This is a genomic window from Thiocapsa marina 5811 (assembly GCF_000223985.1).
Classification (GTDB): domain Bacteria; phylum Pseudomonadota; class Gammaproteobacteria; order Chromatiales; family Chromatiaceae; genus Thiocapsa; species Thiocapsa marina.
This window is the reverse complement of record NZ_AFWV01000001.1, coordinates 345055-361081: the sequence shown is the minus strand read 5'-3', so window position 1 is coordinate 361081 and position 16027 is coordinate 345055. Positions and strand designations below refer to the sequence as shown.

The following is a 16027-nucleotide window of genomic DNA, read 5'->3' as shown; positions in this document are numbered from 1 at the left end:
GCTCGTCACTTCGGCCATCGCGGCACGTGGCGCAGAGCGCCAGGGGCATGCGTGACACCGCAGAGCGGGTGTCACGAGCGACTGATGTTTTGGGTGGTCGGTCTTACGAGCGAGGCCCAAGCGCCGGCTAGGCGGAATCCGTCCCGACTCGGGTCAGCGGGCCCTGCCGATCCCGCTTGGCCGACACTTTGTCGAATCAACTGACAGGCCACCCGAATGGAAAGGCTCTCGGTCGAACAACAAATCGAGAATTTGCGGCCAACCATAAGGCTTGCGGCTCGAATGCCTAAGTGGTTCTTGCTCGGGGCTGCTCTTGGTGTCATTGCCTCGGTGCTTCTTTGGAATCCGATACCGCTTATGTTTTCCATCTTCCTTGCTGTTGTAGGATTCTCCGAAAAGCAGGCTGGCCCCAATATCGTTTCGGCAATATCCGCCTATGACTCGGATACTCCTTCAAAAGGAATTGCTTCTATCACTATCACTCGCTGGGATATGGACAATCATTACCATGTGCAGTTGCATGAAGAAGGGCATCCGGATTGGAGGTATGAGTTTATTCCACAGGGTTGGCAACCAACTGCCGGCACCTATGTTGCCAGGGTGTGGCGAGCCGGTGTTGGAAATAAGCCTGCTCTTTCGGCTGTAGAAGAAGGAATCATGATTCCCCGGCATGGACCCAAAAACGTATCGAGCGACCGGCCTCCGAGCGAGGTATGATGCCGCGACGGACGTGCGAACGACACCGACAGTCACCCGACCCGGTATACCCGCGATGAATCCTCGCCCGTCGCCGCCCTTGCTCCTTCTCATGCTCCCGATCCTGCTGACTATCGGCCGCACAGGGGTGCCGGAGGGTATCGAGCCCGTGCGGGCTTCGACGCCGAGCGCGACCTCGGCAACCGGCATGAGATCGCCCGTCTGGATCACCGCGTCGAACGCGGTCTGGAACAGGTGACCGCCACCTGTCGCCGGCGCGAAGACGGAGGTCTTGCCGTGCTCAACCGGGGTGACGAGCCCGCCGAGGACGTTTGGAAGATTGCCCAGGGCCGTGCCTATTGTCAGTCGACGCCCGATGTCGGCAGTTTTTCCTCCGCCCGGTGTTGTGCCGGCCGCAATGAGCAGGCCCGGAGGAGGGTCGGCGAAGGGTCTTCGTCGGCAGCGTTAGGGAACGGGTACCGGTGCCTCTCGTCGCGTTGTTTTTACTTGTCTTTGAACCGTTCCTTACAGCCACAGCGCGGGGTACCAGATCGATGTTCATCGCCATGAATCGCTTTCGCATCAACCGGGGTTTCGAGGCGGATTTCGAGCGCCTCTGGCGGGAGCGCCAGTCCCGGCTCGCACAGGTGCCGGGGTTCGTGACCTTTCGACTCCTCAAGGGGCCGGAGGACGAGGAGACCACGTTGTACGCATCCCACACGACCTGGGCCTCGCGCGGCCACTTCGATGCGTGGCGCGAGTCCGAGGCGTTCCACAAGGCCCATGCACAGGCGAAGGCGCCTCAGGGGACCTATGCCGGTCATCCGGTACTGGAGCTCTTCGACGTGGTGTTGGAGGAGTCGGCCGCCGGATCCTGATCGGGCCGAGCGGAGCGTCGGGCGGGATCGACCGGGACTTAAACGAGGGAAGTATCGCAATGAGCGTTGGAGGGAACACGCTGGATTGGCTGCGCACCGAGCTGTTCCAGGTCGAGGATGCCTGGTCGGAGGAGACCGCGCGCGGTTTCCGCTGGTGGCCGCACCGGCAGGCGCAGACGCTGGAGGTCATCGGCCGGGACACCGGGCCGGGCGGCGCGTCGGCCGATCTTGTGTTGGTGCGCACCGAGCTGCTGCGCGAGCTGCATCTCGACGAGGAGGTCCTGCAGGTGCTGCAGGCGGTCGCGCTGCGCACGGCCGGGATGGCCGGCCCGGTCTACGATCCGGCCCGCCGCACCCTGGATCTTTGCACGTTGGTGCGGGTGTACGCCGATATCGACGGCTGGATGCGTCGACTGATCGGCCTGGCCGCCATGCTTCAGATCCGTGATGCCGATCGGGGCGCCTCTGCCATCGCCGAGGCGGTTGGCGCGGTGTCCGCGCAGAGCGCGCATCCCGAGCAAGGAGCGCGCGCCCAGCCGAGTGCGCTGATCGCCGAGGCCCTGCTGCGGCTCGATGCCGAGGGCCGGGCGCCGTCGCGCTGGCCGGGCGAGGAGCTCGAAGGGTTCGCCGAGACCTATCTGGATCAGTCCCCGGCCATGACTGGATCCGGGGACGCGACCGGCTTCACGGCGGAGTTTCCCCACGGCAAACGCGGCTCCTCGCGTTGCGAGCTCGCCACGGATCAGACCCACCCCTGGTACGGCCACGGCCTGGCGCTACGGCAACGGTTCCCCGTTTCGGTCTCATCGGACGCGGAGGGTCGACGACTGGCGCTCGAGCTGAACGCCCGCGCCCTAAGCGAAACCCCGATGGGCTACGGGTTCGGTAGCTTCGGCTATCAGGATGAGGTACTCGCGTTCCAGGCCTTTTTCCCGAACCCTGCCTATCGGTCAGGGTTGGTGACGAATCTCTATCTGTCGTGCGCCGAGCGTGCGCGGATGCTCTCGGTGCTGCTGACCGGGGTCGATTGGACGGAAGAGTCGTTCGAGCCGGGCCGGTCGGGTACGAGGGGATGATCGCGGGTCGAGTACGATCCCGCCTGGCGTATCGCCGCGGCGTGAGCCTCTCCCGGTCACCCCGTGTTCGGGGTGCCGCCGGATCTCCGTCAGGTCCGCGCAGACGCCGCGAAGGCGAGCACCGTCGGACTGGCGTGCGTGGTGCGGCCTGGCTGCGGGGTGTAACCTGACGCTTAATCCGAGACCGGAACGGCCGCCGGCTTTCACGAGGAGCATCCAATGCATATCGCTCTTTTCGGCGCAACCGGTGGAACCGGGCGCCAGGTTCTGGATCAGGCACTCGCGCAGGGATACGCCGTCTCCGCTCTGGTGCGCGATCCATCGAAGCTCGCGGAGCGGACAGGGTTGACCTTGGTCGTGGGGGATGTCCTGGATCAGACTGCGACGACCCGCTGCGTTCAAGGTGCCGACGCCGTGATCTGTGTGCTGGGCTCGCACGGGAGCCGCGAGCCGATCGAGGCGCTCGGCACGCGCGTGATCCTGGATGCGATGCGCGACACCGGCGTGCGTCGGCTGATCGCCGTGACCTCGCTCGGCGTCGGAGACAGTCGCGAGCAGATCAATTGGGCGTTTCGCGTCATCATGGATCTGACCCTGAAACCGATCATGATGGCGAAGGAAGAGCAAGAACGGCTCATCAAGGCGAGCGGCCTGGACTGGACCATCGTGCGCCCGGGCGGGTTGACCGATGGTCCACGCACCGGCGCCTACCGCTTCGGACGCGACCGTTCGATCAAGGGTGGACGCATCAGTCGGGCCGATGTGGCGGATTTCGTCTTGCGGCAGTTGACCGACCCGACCTTCATCCACCAGACACCCGCCGTGAGCTGACCAAGCGAGGGGTTATCGTCACCTAACCCGCGTCGCGACAGCGATCGGAAACAACCTTGAGCCCGACACGAAATGAACGTTACGTATAGCACTCCGGACGCGGTTTAGGCCCTATGAACATCGAGTACAGCCCGATCGGCACCATCCATTCCCCCTTTGCCAAGCCCACGGACATGCCGATCCAGCCGACCGGTGCGCTTGGTGTCCAGGGGACGATCGAGGTGCTCGAGGCGTTTCGGGAGGGTCTGAAGGATCTCGACGGCTTCTCGCACCTGATCCTGCTCTATCACTTTCACCATAGCCGCGGATTCGATCTTCAACCCGTGCCGTTTTTGGATCGAGAGCCGCGCGGACTGTTCGCGACCCGAGCACCCAAGCGCCCGAATTCGATCGGCTTGTCCATCGTACAACTGGACAAGATCGAGAGCGGTCTGCTGTACATCACAAACGTGGATATTCTCGACGGAACCCCGCTCCTGGACATCAAGCCCTATGTGCCGGCATTCGACACGCCGAAAGAGGTGCGCAGCGGATGGTTCGAGAACGTCGCCTCGGCGGTCTCCGACCACCGATCGGATGATCGGTTTCAGTAGGGTCAGGGGGCCTGGCTCCTCGTCAGGCGTACTCTATACTTGCTGTGTATACAGGCTTGCGCGGCGTCCGTGCCGTTGCGATGAGCCCTCGTCCCGAGGGCCTTCGGGGTGGCCGCTGTCCGCCGCGGTTTAAACCCACCATGCGTGTCCATGATGCGCTGGAGGACAGCCATGAGCACTCCGGGAACGAACGACGGCAGGCTGGTGCGGCGGGTCAGGTTTTACTGGGATTCGCCGGTGCGCAAGTTCATCTGGGACTCGCTGCTGCGGGTGCCCTGGCTGATCGCCTACAACGTGGGCGGGACCGCCGTTCTGGTAATCCTGTTTGCGTTCACCTCCCAGGGGCAGGATCTGCTGCGCATCTCCGCCGAGCGCGGTTTCGCGCTCGCCGATCTTGGTTTCCTTTGGAACCTCTTGTTCCTCATCGGCACGCTGGTCGGCTCCCTGTCGCTCTGGTACACCTCCCGGCTCACGCTCGGCGTGGAGTATCCCGGCTACCCGCTGGATCCCAAGTACGCGGCCTTCGGGCGACGCTGGTGGCCGCGCGTCGTCGGCAGTCTGGTGCCGCTCGCGATCGGCTGGACCTTTCTGCGGATCGGCTCCGCGGTGCCGAGCAGCGAGACCTTGCTCGGGTGGCTCTACCTCGGGATGGGTCTCGCGCTGTTGCTCTTCTAGTGGCGCGCAGACCGATCTTCGGAGTCGACAACGACCCGACCGCACCGAATCTCTGTCGGCGCGACGGCAGTGTCGACCGGTTCCCGAGCGGTGGTGGCTTCAACGCCACCGTCAGTGAAGTCACGGCGCCCGTGGAGGCCTTGCTGGAGACACGTTCGGCGCGCGGAGAACTGGCCGAAGTCATCGCGGCGGATCTGGTCGAGGGACTGGGAGGAACCGTCATCGAGGTCCCGCTCGCCGCCGTGCTTCGGGCGAGGCTCGCCGCGCTCGGAGCCGTCGACGCCGAGACGGTTGCGGCAGTGGCAAACCGATACGTGGAGCCGCCTCTGGGATGGTCCCTGTCACAAGAGGTGCGCGAGGGCATGGACAACACCCTGAGCAACGAACAGGGCGGGTTGGACCTACAGTTTCGGTATCTCGCCATCGCGCTCGGCCTGGAGCAGGGCAAGGTGCCGCCCTGTGCTGCGCACTAGGGAAGGCGTTTCCTGCAAGGCCTTAAAGGAGCTTCACCAGTGCGGCAATGGCGGCCACTTGGGCGAACATCAGCGGGACCAGCCATTTGAGCAGATCCAGCTTCACGTGTGCGATCTCCTTCTGCAGCCGCAGCTCCGTGGCATGCAGGTCGGCACGGATCTGCTCGATGTCGGCCTTGAGCTCGGCGCGGAGGTGTTCGATGTCGATCTTCAGCTCGGCACGGACTTGTTCGATCTCACCTTGCAGCCGAAGCTCGGTGGCGCGCAGATCGGCTCTGACCTGCTCGATCTCTTTCTGCAGCCGCAGCTCGGCCTCGCGGACATGGCCTTGGGTGGCCAAGTCTGGAAGGTGCGGGTAACGTTCCTCCAGACGCTCGAACGCCTCGGCGATGACGCGCGCACGGGTGCGGTCGTCGGGTGCCGTGGTGAGGGCTTCATAGAGTGCAACGCTTGAGCTCATGGCGCGACCATAAAACGATATGTGGACGGCTGCAAGATCCTGCTCGGGACGGTCGTTTGGTCGGTTGCTCGCCTCGGATCAGCCCGCGCCTCCCGTCTCTCGAGGCAAACGCGAGCCGTGCCGTTCGCGGTATTGTCGACTGCTCGGGTCGCCGACCACCCCGGACATCGAGCTCGAGCTACCAGGGGATCGGCTCTCCATGTCGGAAAAAGCCGCCGCTCGGCCCGTCATCCGGGAGCGTCGCCGCCCAGACGATGCCCTCCGCGCCTTCCTCGACCGACAAGGGTGCCCGTTCGCCGCCCAGGTTCGTACGGACCCAGCCCGGACAGACCGCGTTGACCTTGATTCCGGTCTCCCGCAACTCGTCGGCGAAGATCCGAGTGAGCGCATTGAGCGAGACCTTGGAGAGCCGATAGCCCGGACAGCAGCCGTTCATCTCGTCGAGCTGGCCCATGCCGGACGAGACATTGACCACGCGACCTCGGCCTTCCATCAAGGGGATCAACACCTGGCAGAGCCGCAACGGCGCCAGTGCGTTGGTCTCCATACCTCGGCGCACCGTCTCCAGGTCTGCCCGAAAGACACTGGCCTCCTCTGTTCCGGGCTTGGGGTCGGGGACGATTCCGGCGTTGTTGACCAAGACATCCAGCCGGCCGATCCCGCGAACGGTCTCGACCAGGGCCTGAATCGACGTCTCGTCGGTCACCTCCAGGGGCTGGAAGCGGACATCGTGACCGGCATCCGCCAGAGCCCGGGCGGCGGCGCGGCCTTCCGCCTCGCGCCGGGCGGTCACGATGACCCTGTAGCCCAAAGCCGCCAGCCGACGGCTGGTCTCGAGTCCCAGACCGCGATTGGCGCCGGTGACGACGGCGACAGGTTTTTCTGACATCGCATGCTCCTCCAGTGACAGGCGAGACGCCGGCTCGACGCCGGGGCTCGCGGGGACCGTTGGCCAAGGTTCGTGATCGGCTTCGACCCGTGAATGACCAAATTTGTTCGCATCGATAGGAACTGGCCAAAGGGCCTTCTCTCGCGCCGTAGCCGAGACTTCAGACCGACCGAATCATGATCGACCGCGTCCGGGGTGTAAAACGCGTCCCCCGAAGCCATAGATTCATCGACAAGCTTGTTCGAGGAGGCCGTTTCGATGAACGCGATTCTGATCGATCTCGATGGTGTCTTGTATCAGGGCGATGAGCCGATTCAGAAGGCCGATCAGGCCATTGCCTGGGTCCGACGCCGCGCGATTCCGCACCTGTACGTGACCAATACCACCTCTCGACCCCGTGCGGCTATCGTGGACAAGCTCGCGCGGCTCGGCATCGCCGTGGAGGCGGACGAGATCCTCACCCCGCCTTTGGCGGCGCGCGCGTGGCTCGCCGAGCGCGGCATCTCGCGGGTGGCGCTGTTCGTGAACCCGGCCACTCGGGCCGACTTCGCCGGCGTGATACCGCTTCCGCCGGACGCCGAGGAGGGTGCCGAGGCGGTGATCCTCGGCGACCTGGGCGCGGGTTGGGACTACGCGACGCTCAATTGCGCCTTCCGTCTCCTGATGGCCGAGCCCAGGCCGCTTCTGATCGCGCTCGGCATGACGCGCTACTGGAGCGCGCCGGACGGTCTGCGTCTGGACACCGCGCCCTTTGTCGCGGCCCTCGAGCATGCCACGGGCGTCGAGCCGATCGTGCTGGGCAAGCCTGCGCGACCCTTCTTCGAGGCGGCGCTGACCGCCCTGCGGAGCCCCGCCGCCGACACACTCATGATCGGCGACGATATCCGCAGCGACATCGCCGGCGCGCAGGCCGCCGGACTCAAGACCCTGTTGGTGCGCACCGGCAAGTTCCGCGCCGCGGATCTCGACACGGAGATCCGCCCGGACGGCGTGATCGACTCGATCGCAGATCTACCCGCGTGGTGGCAGCGCGCCGATCCGGCGATGGCTCGGTCTTGAGAGACGCGATCCTCGCCGCCCGCCAACGCCGCGCTCCGTTGGCGTCCCGTGTGCTCGGGACGGAATCACCGCCATGCCCCATGTGGACCTGATGTCGAAGTGAGCTCGTGGCACCCGCTCCGCGGTGTCACGCATGCCCCGTGGCGCTCTGCGCCACGTGCCGCGACGGCTCGGGTCACGAACACACGCCGCGCGGCGTCGCGGGCCTCGACCTCGTCAGCCGTGCGGAACGAAAGCCTGGCGTCGAGGTTGAACGCTAAACATCCTTCTGTTTCAGCAGCGTTTTGAGACGTTCGACCTCGGCGAGGGCAGCTTCCTTGGAGAATTTTAGCCAACGTTCACACTCGGTTTCGACCTGTGCAGCCGCAAATTATCGAAAAAGGTCTCGCGCTCGTCGTAGGGATTCAGGATCTCGACCTCGGTGATCGGAGCGGGCAGATCGTCGACCAGCACGGCGTTGAGAAAGTGGATCAACAGGGCGCGGTTGTCCTCCGAGCCGAGCAGGGCCTTGAAGACGCAGTCGACTTTGGGATCAATGGGGTGGCGCATGGGGCGAGTGTAAGGCGCCGAACCCGTGTTTACGAAGCGTGTCCTAGCGCAGTTGGCCTCCCAACCCCGGGATCGTCGACTTGCAGTCGACTCCCCGGCCGTCGGGTCGGCGCCGCCCGCCGATGACTACGCGGCGACCGTGCCCGGCCGAGCGCATGGGGCATGAGGTTTTTGTCCCCTGCCTCGAAACCGCTGTGCTCTGCCGTCGTCACGGCCCCGTCCGACCGCACGGTGCGTCATGCCCGACGGTCGGCGGCCGTCGTCATGAAACTCCGACGACTTTGCAGACCACCGTGCCGTAATGGGAGATAATCTGCCCACCGTTGGTGCCCCAACGGTCATCCAATCACGAATTCCTCATCAGTATTCGCAGCCGGACAAGGATTCACCAATGGCGAAATTTCTCAACACCAGTGCGACGAACTACTTTCTGGAAGAGTTGATCAAGGCCGCTCGGGAGCGCCTTATCATCATCAGCCCGTTCCTCAAATTCAACGACCGTATCCGTGAGTTACTGGCCGACAAAGACCGCATGAAGATCGACGTGCGGATCGTTTATGGCAAGAGCGAGCTGGCACCCCACGAGATCAATTGGCTCCGTTCCTTGGCATTTGTTCGTACAAGTTTCTGTCAGAACCTGCATGCCAAGTGCTACTTGAACGAGCGTTCCGCCATTATCACGTCGATGAACCTTTACGACTTCAGCCAGGTGAACAACAATGAGATGGGCGTCCTTGTGGATCGCGACGAAGAGTCCGAGCTCTATCGGGAAGCCTACGAGGAGGCTCAGCGTCTGATCCGGGTCAGCGACGAGGTTCGGCTCTCTGCCGAAAAGGTGGAGCAGCCCAAAGACGAAATTCACGAGCAGGCAGTCGAGTCCGCGGAAGACAGCCCGTTTGAAAAGCTGACCACCTCTCGGCTTGCCAAGGCACTTGGGCTTCGGACAGGAGACCTGAATGACAAACTGCTCAATGCGGGTCTGCTTGAGCGAGATGGAGAGCATTTCAAGCTGACCGAAAAAGGTAAAGGTGCGGGAGGAGAGTTTAGGTTTTCAAAGAAGTTTGGGCCGTATTTCCTATGGCCCACCAATCTTCGCGTTGGGTAATTTCCTCAAGGGTTTTGTGTCGGCAATCGACGTAATGTAGACAGAACCGACAAGGTGTCGGGGTTCATCGATTCCGGCGGGAGTCGGTTCAAGTTGCCTCAGCGATTGGTGCGGTCTGACGATGGTTAATCCCCGGAACCCACAAACACGCTCTTTCGATGCCAAGCCAGCCTCTTGGGATCGGGTCGCAGACCGCGGGTGCCAGGAAGGTAGAGTCTTTCGCCGTGGTGCTCGACGAGATTTCGGCCGAGTGGTGACGCCTCTTCGAATTGACCATGCGCGACCCGCACAAGGTAATTACCCTCTTGGAAATCGACTGTCCAGAGTCCGCGATCAAACATCCAGTGTGCATCCGGCGTCAGCGCGAGGCCGTTCCGCGGGTCGTCGTCTCCGCTGTCGGCGTGTTGGTGGATGTGTGCGGCCTCGACCAGGTATTCCTTCGTGGTACACAGCCGGTAGCCGGTCAGCGCACAGGTGAACTGGTAGCCGGTCAGTACCGAGATTCGGAATTTCGAGTCTCTACCCTTGGCTAGAGTTTTCCTATATTCGGCGGCGTCTTGCTTGATGATGGCGATCGCCTCCGTGGTCGGCTCCGGAATGCCGAGTTGCTCGCAGAGTGCGATTTGCTCACCGGGCTCGAAGTATGTTGCGACCAGCTGGATGCGGGCGGCTCGGCGGAAGTCCGGATCCTGAAGGGCGTTCCAAAAGGATTCGTCCATGTGGCAGAGGCGGGTGGTTTCCCTCGCTCTCGACTGCTGTCGCTCGTCGGTAAAACGCTCCCAGATCCGGTCCCTGGGTCCGCCGAGTGCGTGGAAGGGCAAACGCATGTCGGGTCGGTTGAGCTGACGGTGGTAGACGACGTCCCAGTAGCAGCTGAAACGGAAGAACAGCTCGGGCGAGTATGCGATCCACCGGGTTGCGATGATGCCGTCCTCGATCATGTCCATGATCGTGAGGAGCATCAGGGGTTTATGCGGAGCAAGCCCGCGTCGCTCCGTCCGGGCGACGTTGAGGTTGGCGAGTCGGTTAAGCCAGGTTTTGCGGTTGTCCATAGGGCCTGTCTTCAAGTTGTTCGTTACGCTCGCTCCCCGTCGTTAGGTCCATGAGTGACGCGAGTTTGCCGGTAGGGATCCTGCTTTGATTTCGGAGCGCCGTTCCCGGGGGGTGGTTTTGGACCCGTTTCCGATGAAACGCAGCCTGACCTTCTGGTTAATCGGTGTATCAGCCGTCAGCGCCAAGTCGGCATACCTTGAGCAAGTGCAGGTAGACCCCGTCCTCGATTTCGCTGCCTGTTCGGATCTTACCGTCGGCGACGAGGGTTCCTTGCCATGCCGGGCTGTCGCGTCGCCAATCGACGCCGGCGAGCCGGGCGATCAACTTCGGTTGCTGCGCGGGCGGCTCGACCAGGACTCGGGCGCCGAGGCGTCCCAGTGCGCGGAGCAGGCCGGCGTTGGCCAGGACGGTCTTTTCTCGTACCTCGCCCCCGCCGATCCGGCGAGTCGTAAAACCTTGCCAATCCGGGAGCGTGTCCGCGAGAGATTGCCAGTAGCCAGCCAGTTGCTCGGCGGTTATCGGGATTGTGTGCTCTCTTCGGGCGTCGAAGAACGGACGGCAGGCGCGTGCATAGGTTTTGAACGTAAAGAGTCTCCGCGAGCGCAGCGCGATGGTCGGCTGGCTGAGGTCGACAGCCTTCTTGAGAAAAGGCGAGAGTGCAACACTCTCGTTAGCAATCTGCTCGCTCTGCACTCTGCGCTCCAGCGGGCTCGCCTCTCCGGTTTTTGCAGAGCCCGCGCAGTTGGTCAACGCGCGGCGGCGCTTTGCCAGATCATAAAGGTCCCGGATCGGGCTGATTAGAATTGCGGCGCTGAGATCGGCGAGCTGATCTTCTGATATGCCAGCCTGCTTGATCGCAGCGAGACGGTGAAATCCGTCCAAGATCTCGACCCGGGCGGCCGGATCGAGCCTGAGTACGCCCATGTCCGGGGCCGATTCTGTTGGAAGGAACGCCAGTCTCCCGAGAACGCCGAGCAGGATCGGTTGGTTGAACACCCGTTCCGGCTCGGTTTCACAACGCTCGGCGAGATCATCTACGAGGCGTGCGTCGATGGGCTCAGACGGACGTCGTGACATCCGCGAGAGTGATTCGGCGCTCAAACGGATCAGCATCCCGACCGGCCAGATCACTGCGTATTGGGGCCGGCCGGCCTGCGTGCCCCGGATCGCCGAGAACTCGATAAATGTGGTGAGCTTCTCTGCCGATTGGGTCGGCGTTGATTGCCGAGACGTCGATCGCTTAAGGACCTTGGACACTTCAGCCGATTCATTATCGATCAGGTTTCGCACGATTACAGCCCGTCCCTCTTCGGCATGGTGGGCGTATCGGACGAGGCCGGATCCGGTGTCGCTTCTGCGGCTACCGACCTCCGCTGATCCGGACCCGCTTCCGCTTGTTCTGCTGTGAGGCCCTTTCGCTTCGCACCAAGCCGCTGGACGCGGTCTATCGCGTCGTCGGGGTCATCATAGAAGCTGCGCCGAATCAGCTGTTCGATTCGCTTGTTGAGACCGGCGCGCCGAGCAGTATTGCGCTGCTGGCGTGTGAGACTCAAAAGGTCGCGCGTCATCTCGTAATGCAGGCGGTCGTCGCCGCACAGGGCGCGCAGATCGTCCATCTCTTTTGCACCGATCATGAGGTTATCGTCCAGGGGACGGCCCGGGTAGGGCTCGCCGGTGGCCTCGCGATAGAGCGAGGGCAGGGTGTCTTCAAGCTCATGCTTCTCGATGACCCAGATGCGGCGAATCTCTTGGAGGTCCTCCAGGCCGATCAGCTCGATGTCGCGGACGGACGCCGGACCCCGCCGGCGAATATGGGTTTGAGCCGCGAGGAGCTTCTTCAACCAGGCGCCGCGCGCCTCTTGGGTGTAAGGGCCGGGGATGATCCGGCCGTCTTTCATGAGCTGGACGGCGCCGCTCATGCGGCGGAAGTCGCGCAGGTGCCGGTCGGTTTGGCTTCGACCCTTGGCATCTTTCGGTCCATTGCGAAAATCGAGCGCATTGCGCAGGTCCAAGAGCGGCATCATCCAGTCTTTTTCGTCGTCGTTGCGGATCATCGCGGCCATGGATCTGTCTTGCTCGACCAGCGTGCAGACCCAACAGCCGAAGCGGGAATCCCCGCAGCTCGGGGTGGAATTGTCGACCACCAGCGGGCACTCGCCGTCGGCCGAGGCGCCAGCATACATGCCGAGCAGGTCTCGGTTGTCATGGCCCCACGGGTTGGGGGTCTGCATCAGGTAGAACCAGACGTCGTCGTTGCTCCAGTCCTCGATCGGCGAATAAATCAAAGACCCTGGAAGGGACGCATTGGGGCTGAGGCGGTCACGCTCGCGCCCCTTCTCGTGCTTGCGCATGGTGGCGGCGCGGCGGGCGCTTTCGGCCTTACGGACGCCGAGCGCGATGATAGTCGAGCCGTTGGCCGAGACGACGCTTTGGATGAAGTCGTTCGACGGCGCGATCTTGAGCCGTTCGGTACACCAGCGGAATTTGTGCCGTGGTGCCGGATAGCCCCGGCCGATCAGGTTGACCCAGAAGCGATCTTGCAGCTTCGGCGTCAGCATGCGGGCTTGGAGCGGCATACCTTGTTCATCGGTGGCAGCGCGCATGCGTTTGACGGAGTTGCCGACCCAGGCCGAGACGATGGGGTTCTCGACCAACGTGTCGGTGGAGATGACATAGACGGTCTTATGGCGACGCTCGGCCGGTAGCTCGGCGATCGCGGTCCAGATGAGCTGAAGGGTCGCGGTCGAGTCCTTGCCGCCGGAGTAGCCAACGATCCACGGGACGTTGTCCGCGGTATAGAGGGCGCAAATTTCGTCTCGGAGTTGAGTAATGGTCGCGCGGAACCCGAGGGCGTCGAAGGCCGAGCGTCTGGGTTTGGCGCCCGCGGCGGGTTGGATCCGGTCCCCGGGGATGTCGGTCCGGGTCGGTGGTTCAGGCGCGCTCATGTCGTCTCGAAGCTTGGATTGGTCGACATCACTTGTTGTCATTTCGGCATACAACCGACCGGCTCGCGAGCAGCCCGGTGAGTGTTCTCGACGTTCTGCTCCTCGGCGTCCAGCGGTAACCCCAAGACCTGCTTGATCACGTTCGTGGTCAATACAAGGTTGATATTCCCCCTGACGACCTTGCCGCCGACGAGCGCACGCCCGTCCCAGAGCTCTGTGTTGCTGCGCGACCAGTCGATCCGCCTCAAGGCGACGAGATGGTCTCTCCAGTCGTCGGGCTGGCTTTGCAGCAAGGCGTTCCCGGACCGTCCCAAAGCTTGCAGGGTGATCCCGTGTGCGTGGACGAAACCCTCTCGGACCTCGCCCGCGGACAGGTTTCCTTCCTTGACTTGGATCCAGGTCGGCATCTCCAGCGCGACCGCCTCCCAGAACCCGCGTGCCAAGGCTGCATCGTCGGCGAGGTTGCCTGTGGTCATTCCCGTCATGAAGTCCGCGCAGGCGTTATGGAGGGCGGACAGCGTGAAGAGCTTCCGCGAGCGTTTCGCGAGCGAGGTCTTCTGCATGTCCATGATGTTCCGGAAGATCTCGGATTCCATCACGACCAGCTTGGCAAGGCGCGCCTTGTCATCCCGTTGCTCGTATAGCAGACCCAGGGAACGGCTTGGGCGGATGGCGTGGCGGTTGAGATCCGAGAACATTTGCCGGCAGCGCTCAAGCCCGGTGTCTCGGAAGAACATGACGGCAATGGTTTCCTGCGCCAGCTCGGGCCGCTGTTTGAGCACCTCGATGATGGCTGCCCGGCGGTGATGGCCGTCGTTCATGACGAAGCGTGCATCCATCGGGACGCGGAGGATGCCGAGCCTGCTTTCACCGGGGAGAGGATCGAAGCTCAGATCGGAATCGATCGAGACCGTGATCGCTGAAAGGACATAATCGTCGGGATTGTCGAGGATGTATTCCGAGATCTCCGGGACTCGCGCAGGATTCAGAGTACGTCGGGAACGCATCTCGGGCGGCAGATCGTCTTCGTGAAAGACGGAGATACGGCGCAGCATGCGGAGCGTCCACATGGCGACGAAGTACTCGCGGCCCGCTTCGAGACCGCGAATCACCGGGAACGTGAGGGTGGGCGCTGTATCCATGGTCGGCTCGACAGGTTGATGAGCGAGGTTAACGGCCAAGCCGCGTCTTATGCGGGAAAGTATGTTTGTTGTGAAATGTTTGACAAACAAATGCTCTCTGATCCTAAATGAGCTGTCAACAAAGAGTTTCCGCCGGGAGTCACCCATGCCCGTCTACCTGGACTGCAACGCCACCACTCCGCTTGCGCCCGAAGTTCGAAAAACCCTGCTCTGCTACTTGGATGAAGACTTCGGCAACGAGGGCAGTCGGACCCATGAATTCGGCGCGCGGGCCAAGCAAGCGGTGCAGCGAGCGCGTGATCAGGTCGCTGCGGTGGTTGGCGCGAAGCGCGACGAGGTGGTCTTCACCAGCGGTGCGACGGAGAGCAACAACCTCGCGATTCTCGGGTTGCGTGCGGAGGCGAATGCCGGGCGGAGTCATGTCATCACGACCCGAATCGAGCACAAGGCGGTGCTGGAGCCCTGCGATCTGCTGGAGCGGTCCGGGTTCTCGGTCACGCGGGTTGCGGTCGATTCAAGCGGCGCGGTGGATCCGGAGGCGATCCGCGTGGCGCTGCGCCCGGAGACCGCTCTGGTGTCCGTGATGCAGACGAACAACGAGACCGGGGTTCGGCAGCCGTTGGATGCGATTGCCGAGAGGCTCGCGGACCATCCGGCGTACTTCCACGTCGATGCGGCTCAGGGTTTCGGCAAGGATCTTGAGCCGCTGCGCAATCCGCGGATCGATCTGATCTCGATCAGTGGTCACAAGCTCTATGCACCGAAGGGCATCGGCGCCTTGGTTGCCCGGCGCCGGGGCTACGAGCGGATACCGCTTCAGCCCTTGATGGTCGGGGGTGGTCAGGAGCGGGGATTGCGACCGGGTACCTTGCCGGTTGCGCTGATCGCGGCCTTGGGGGCTGCGGCCGAGATTTCGGTCCGGGATTGCGCGCGGCGGCATGCGATCTGTCGGGATATCCGCCGGCAGGCTTTGGATGCGCTCATGCCGCTCGGCCCGCGCCTGACGGGTGATCAGTCCCTGGTGATGGATCATGTCTTGAATTTGGCCTTCCCGGGGTTGGATTCCGAGGCGCTGATGGTGGCTTTGAAGGACCTGGTCGCGATCTCCAACGGATCGGCCTGCACGTCGAGCAGCTACTCACCAAGCCATGTGCTGAAGGCGATGGGGATGAGTGACGACGAGGCGAATGGCTGTGTGCGTCTGAGTTGGTGCCATCTCACGCCGGTTGTCGATTGGGAGGCGGTGGCGGGGCGCATCGGCGGGCTGCTTTGAGCCGGGTTCGTAGCAACCGGCAACGTTGGCGTATGAACCTCGCGGTAACGGAACCAAGAGCCATAGGCGACCCGCGGCTTGGGGCGATTTCCGGGATGACGCATCCAGAGTGCGTATGGCTGCTAGTCTTGTAGGGGCGACTGAAGTCGCCCCTACACGGGTGGTTGTTCCTCGGCGGGATAGCACCTACGACTCTATATCAGCGGCTTCAATCTCCTCGATCGTGGCAATCGTCGGTTGGTGCGATGTCGAAGCTGAGGGGTGGGCACAAGCCGGCGCGAGTTGCCGGGTGGGGCATCGGCGTCGATAGGGTCTGCCCGTCCGGCTGGC

General features: G+C 63.1%; 16 protein-coding genes and 2 pseudogenes. 11 read left to right on the top strand and 7 right to left on the bottom strand.

The genetic code is table 11. The features are described 5' to 3' along the window. Positions 1-216: 216 nt before the first annotated feature. The 8 genes and pseudogenes from THIMADRAFT_RS26365 (at position 217) to THIMADRAFT_RS01595 (ending at position 5222) form a co-directional block, all read left to right on the top strand. Positions 217-717: a hypothetical protein gene (locus tag THIMADRAFT_RS26365; RefSeq protein ID WP_139052649.1), complete on the top strand. Its 501-nt coding sequence runs from the start codon at positions 217-219 to the stop codon at positions 715-717. A gap of 171 nt (positions 718-888) precedes the next feature. After that, positions 889-1266, top strand: a pseudogene (locus THIMADRAFT_RS28470) (lipocalin family protein); the annotation flags it as partial. Beyond that, positions 1263-1574 (top strand): antibiotic biosynthesis monooxygenase family protein, encoded by a 312-nt coding sequence (locus THIMADRAFT_RS01620; RefSeq protein WP_233490115.1) that lies wholly within the window; start codon positions 1263-1265, stop codon positions 1572-1574. The pseudogene THIMADRAFT_RS28470 and the gene THIMADRAFT_RS01620, both read left to right, overlap by 4 nt. A 59-nt stretch (positions 1575-1633) precedes the next feature. After that, positions 1634-2650: a hypothetical protein gene (locus THIMADRAFT_RS01615; protein ID WP_007191198.1), complete on the top strand. Its 1017-nt coding sequence runs from the start codon at positions 1634-1636 to the stop codon at positions 2648-2650. A gap of 219 nt (positions 2651-2869) precedes the next feature. Then, entirely contained in the window at positions 2870-3481 is a 612-nt protein-coding gene (locus THIMADRAFT_RS01610; protein ID WP_007191197.1) for an NAD(P)-dependent oxidoreductase, read from the top strand. A gap of 113 nt (positions 3482-3594) precedes the next feature. After that, positions 3595-4074 (top strand): tRNA (N6-threonylcarbamoyladenosine(37)-N6)-methyltransferase TrmO, encoded by a 480-nt coding sequence (gene tsaA, locus THIMADRAFT_RS01605; RefSeq protein WP_007191196.1) that lies wholly within the window; start codon positions 3595-3597, stop codon positions 4072-4074. A 171-nt stretch (positions 4075-4245) separates the two neighbouring features. Further along, positions 4246-4749 (top strand): hypothetical protein, encoded by a 504-nt coding sequence (locus THIMADRAFT_RS01600; protein WP_007191195.1) that lies wholly within the window; start codon positions 4246-4248, stop codon positions 4747-4749. Then, complete coding sequence (locus THIMADRAFT_RS01595; RefSeq protein WP_007191194.1) at positions 4749-5222, top strand: hypothetical protein; 474 nt, start codon at positions 4749-4751, stop codon at positions 5220-5222. The genes THIMADRAFT_RS01600 and THIMADRAFT_RS01595 overlap by 1 nt, the downstream gene beginning before the upstream one ends. A 22-nt stretch (positions 5223-5244) precedes the next feature. Here THIMADRAFT_RS01595 and THIMADRAFT_RS01590 read toward each other — a convergent pair whose 3' ends face one another. Then, on the bottom strand, positions 5245-5682 hold the full coding sequence (locus THIMADRAFT_RS01590; protein ID WP_007191193.1) for a CCDC90 family protein: 438 nt from the start codon (positions 5680-5682) through the stop codon (positions 5245-5247). 178 nt (positions 5683-5860) lie between these two features. Then, positions 5861-6571 carry an SDR family NAD(P)-dependent oxidoreductase gene (locus THIMADRAFT_RS01585; protein WP_007191192.1) on the bottom strand — a complete coding sequence of 237 codons (711 nt, stop codon included), beginning with the start codon at positions 6569-6571 and terminating at the stop codon, positions 5861-5863. A gap of 258 nt (positions 6572-6829) precedes the next feature. Here THIMADRAFT_RS01585 and THIMADRAFT_RS01580 point away from each other — a divergent pair, with 258 nt between their 5' ends. Then, entirely contained in the window at positions 6830-7630 is an 801-nt protein-coding gene (locus THIMADRAFT_RS01580; protein WP_007191191.1) for a TIGR01458 family HAD-type hydrolase, read from the top strand. A gap of 366 nt (positions 7631-7996) precedes the next feature. On the opposite strand, the pseudogene THIMADRAFT_RS01575 reads toward THIMADRAFT_RS01580, so the two are convergent. After that, positions 7997-8179 (bottom strand): annotated as a pseudogene (locus tag THIMADRAFT_RS01575) (PD-(D/E)XK nuclease family transposase); the annotation flags it as partial. Positions 8180-8570: 391 nt separating this feature from the next. On the opposite strand from THIMADRAFT_RS01575, the gene THIMADRAFT_RS01570 reads away from it, so the two are divergent. Beyond that, entirely contained in the window at positions 8571-9284 is a 714-nt protein-coding gene (locus THIMADRAFT_RS01570; RefSeq protein ID WP_007191189.1) for a phospholipase D family protein, read from the top strand. A gap of 125 nt (positions 9285-9409) precedes the next feature. Here THIMADRAFT_RS01570 and THIMADRAFT_RS01565 read toward each other — a convergent pair whose 3' ends face one another. From THIMADRAFT_RS01565 to dndB, 4 genes are all read right to left on the bottom strand, one after another. Then, positions 9410-10336, bottom strand: coding sequence for an HNH endonuclease (locus tag THIMADRAFT_RS01565; RefSeq protein WP_007191188.1), 927 nt, complete (start codon positions 10334-10336; stop codon positions 9410-9412). A 169-nt stretch (positions 10337-10505) separates the two neighbouring features. Beyond that, entirely contained in the window at positions 10506-11627 is a 1122-nt protein-coding gene (locus THIMADRAFT_RS01560; RefSeq protein WP_007191187.1) for a DNA sulfur modification protein DndB, read from the bottom strand. A 2-nt stretch (positions 11628-11629) separates the two neighbouring features. After that, a complete protein-coding gene (dndC, locus tag THIMADRAFT_RS01555; protein WP_007191186.1) occupies positions 11630-13282 on the bottom strand; it encodes a DNA phosphorothioation system sulfurtransferase DndC in 1653 nt (550 codons plus the stop codon). 38 nt (positions 13283-13320) lie between these two features. Further along, positions 13321-14424, bottom strand: a complete 1104-nt coding sequence (dndB, locus tag THIMADRAFT_RS01550) for a DNA sulfur modification protein DndB (protein WP_007191185.1) — start codon at positions 14422-14424, stop codon at positions 13321-13323. A 145-nt stretch (positions 14425-14569) separates the two neighbouring features. On the opposite strand from dndB, the gene dndA reads away from it, so the two are divergent. Next, positions 14570-15697 (top strand): cysteine desulfurase DndA, encoded by a 1128-nt coding sequence (gene dndA / locus THIMADRAFT_RS01545; RefSeq protein ID WP_007191184.1) that lies wholly within the window; start codon positions 14570-14572, stop codon positions 15695-15697. Positions 15698-16027: the final 330 nt, after the last annotated feature.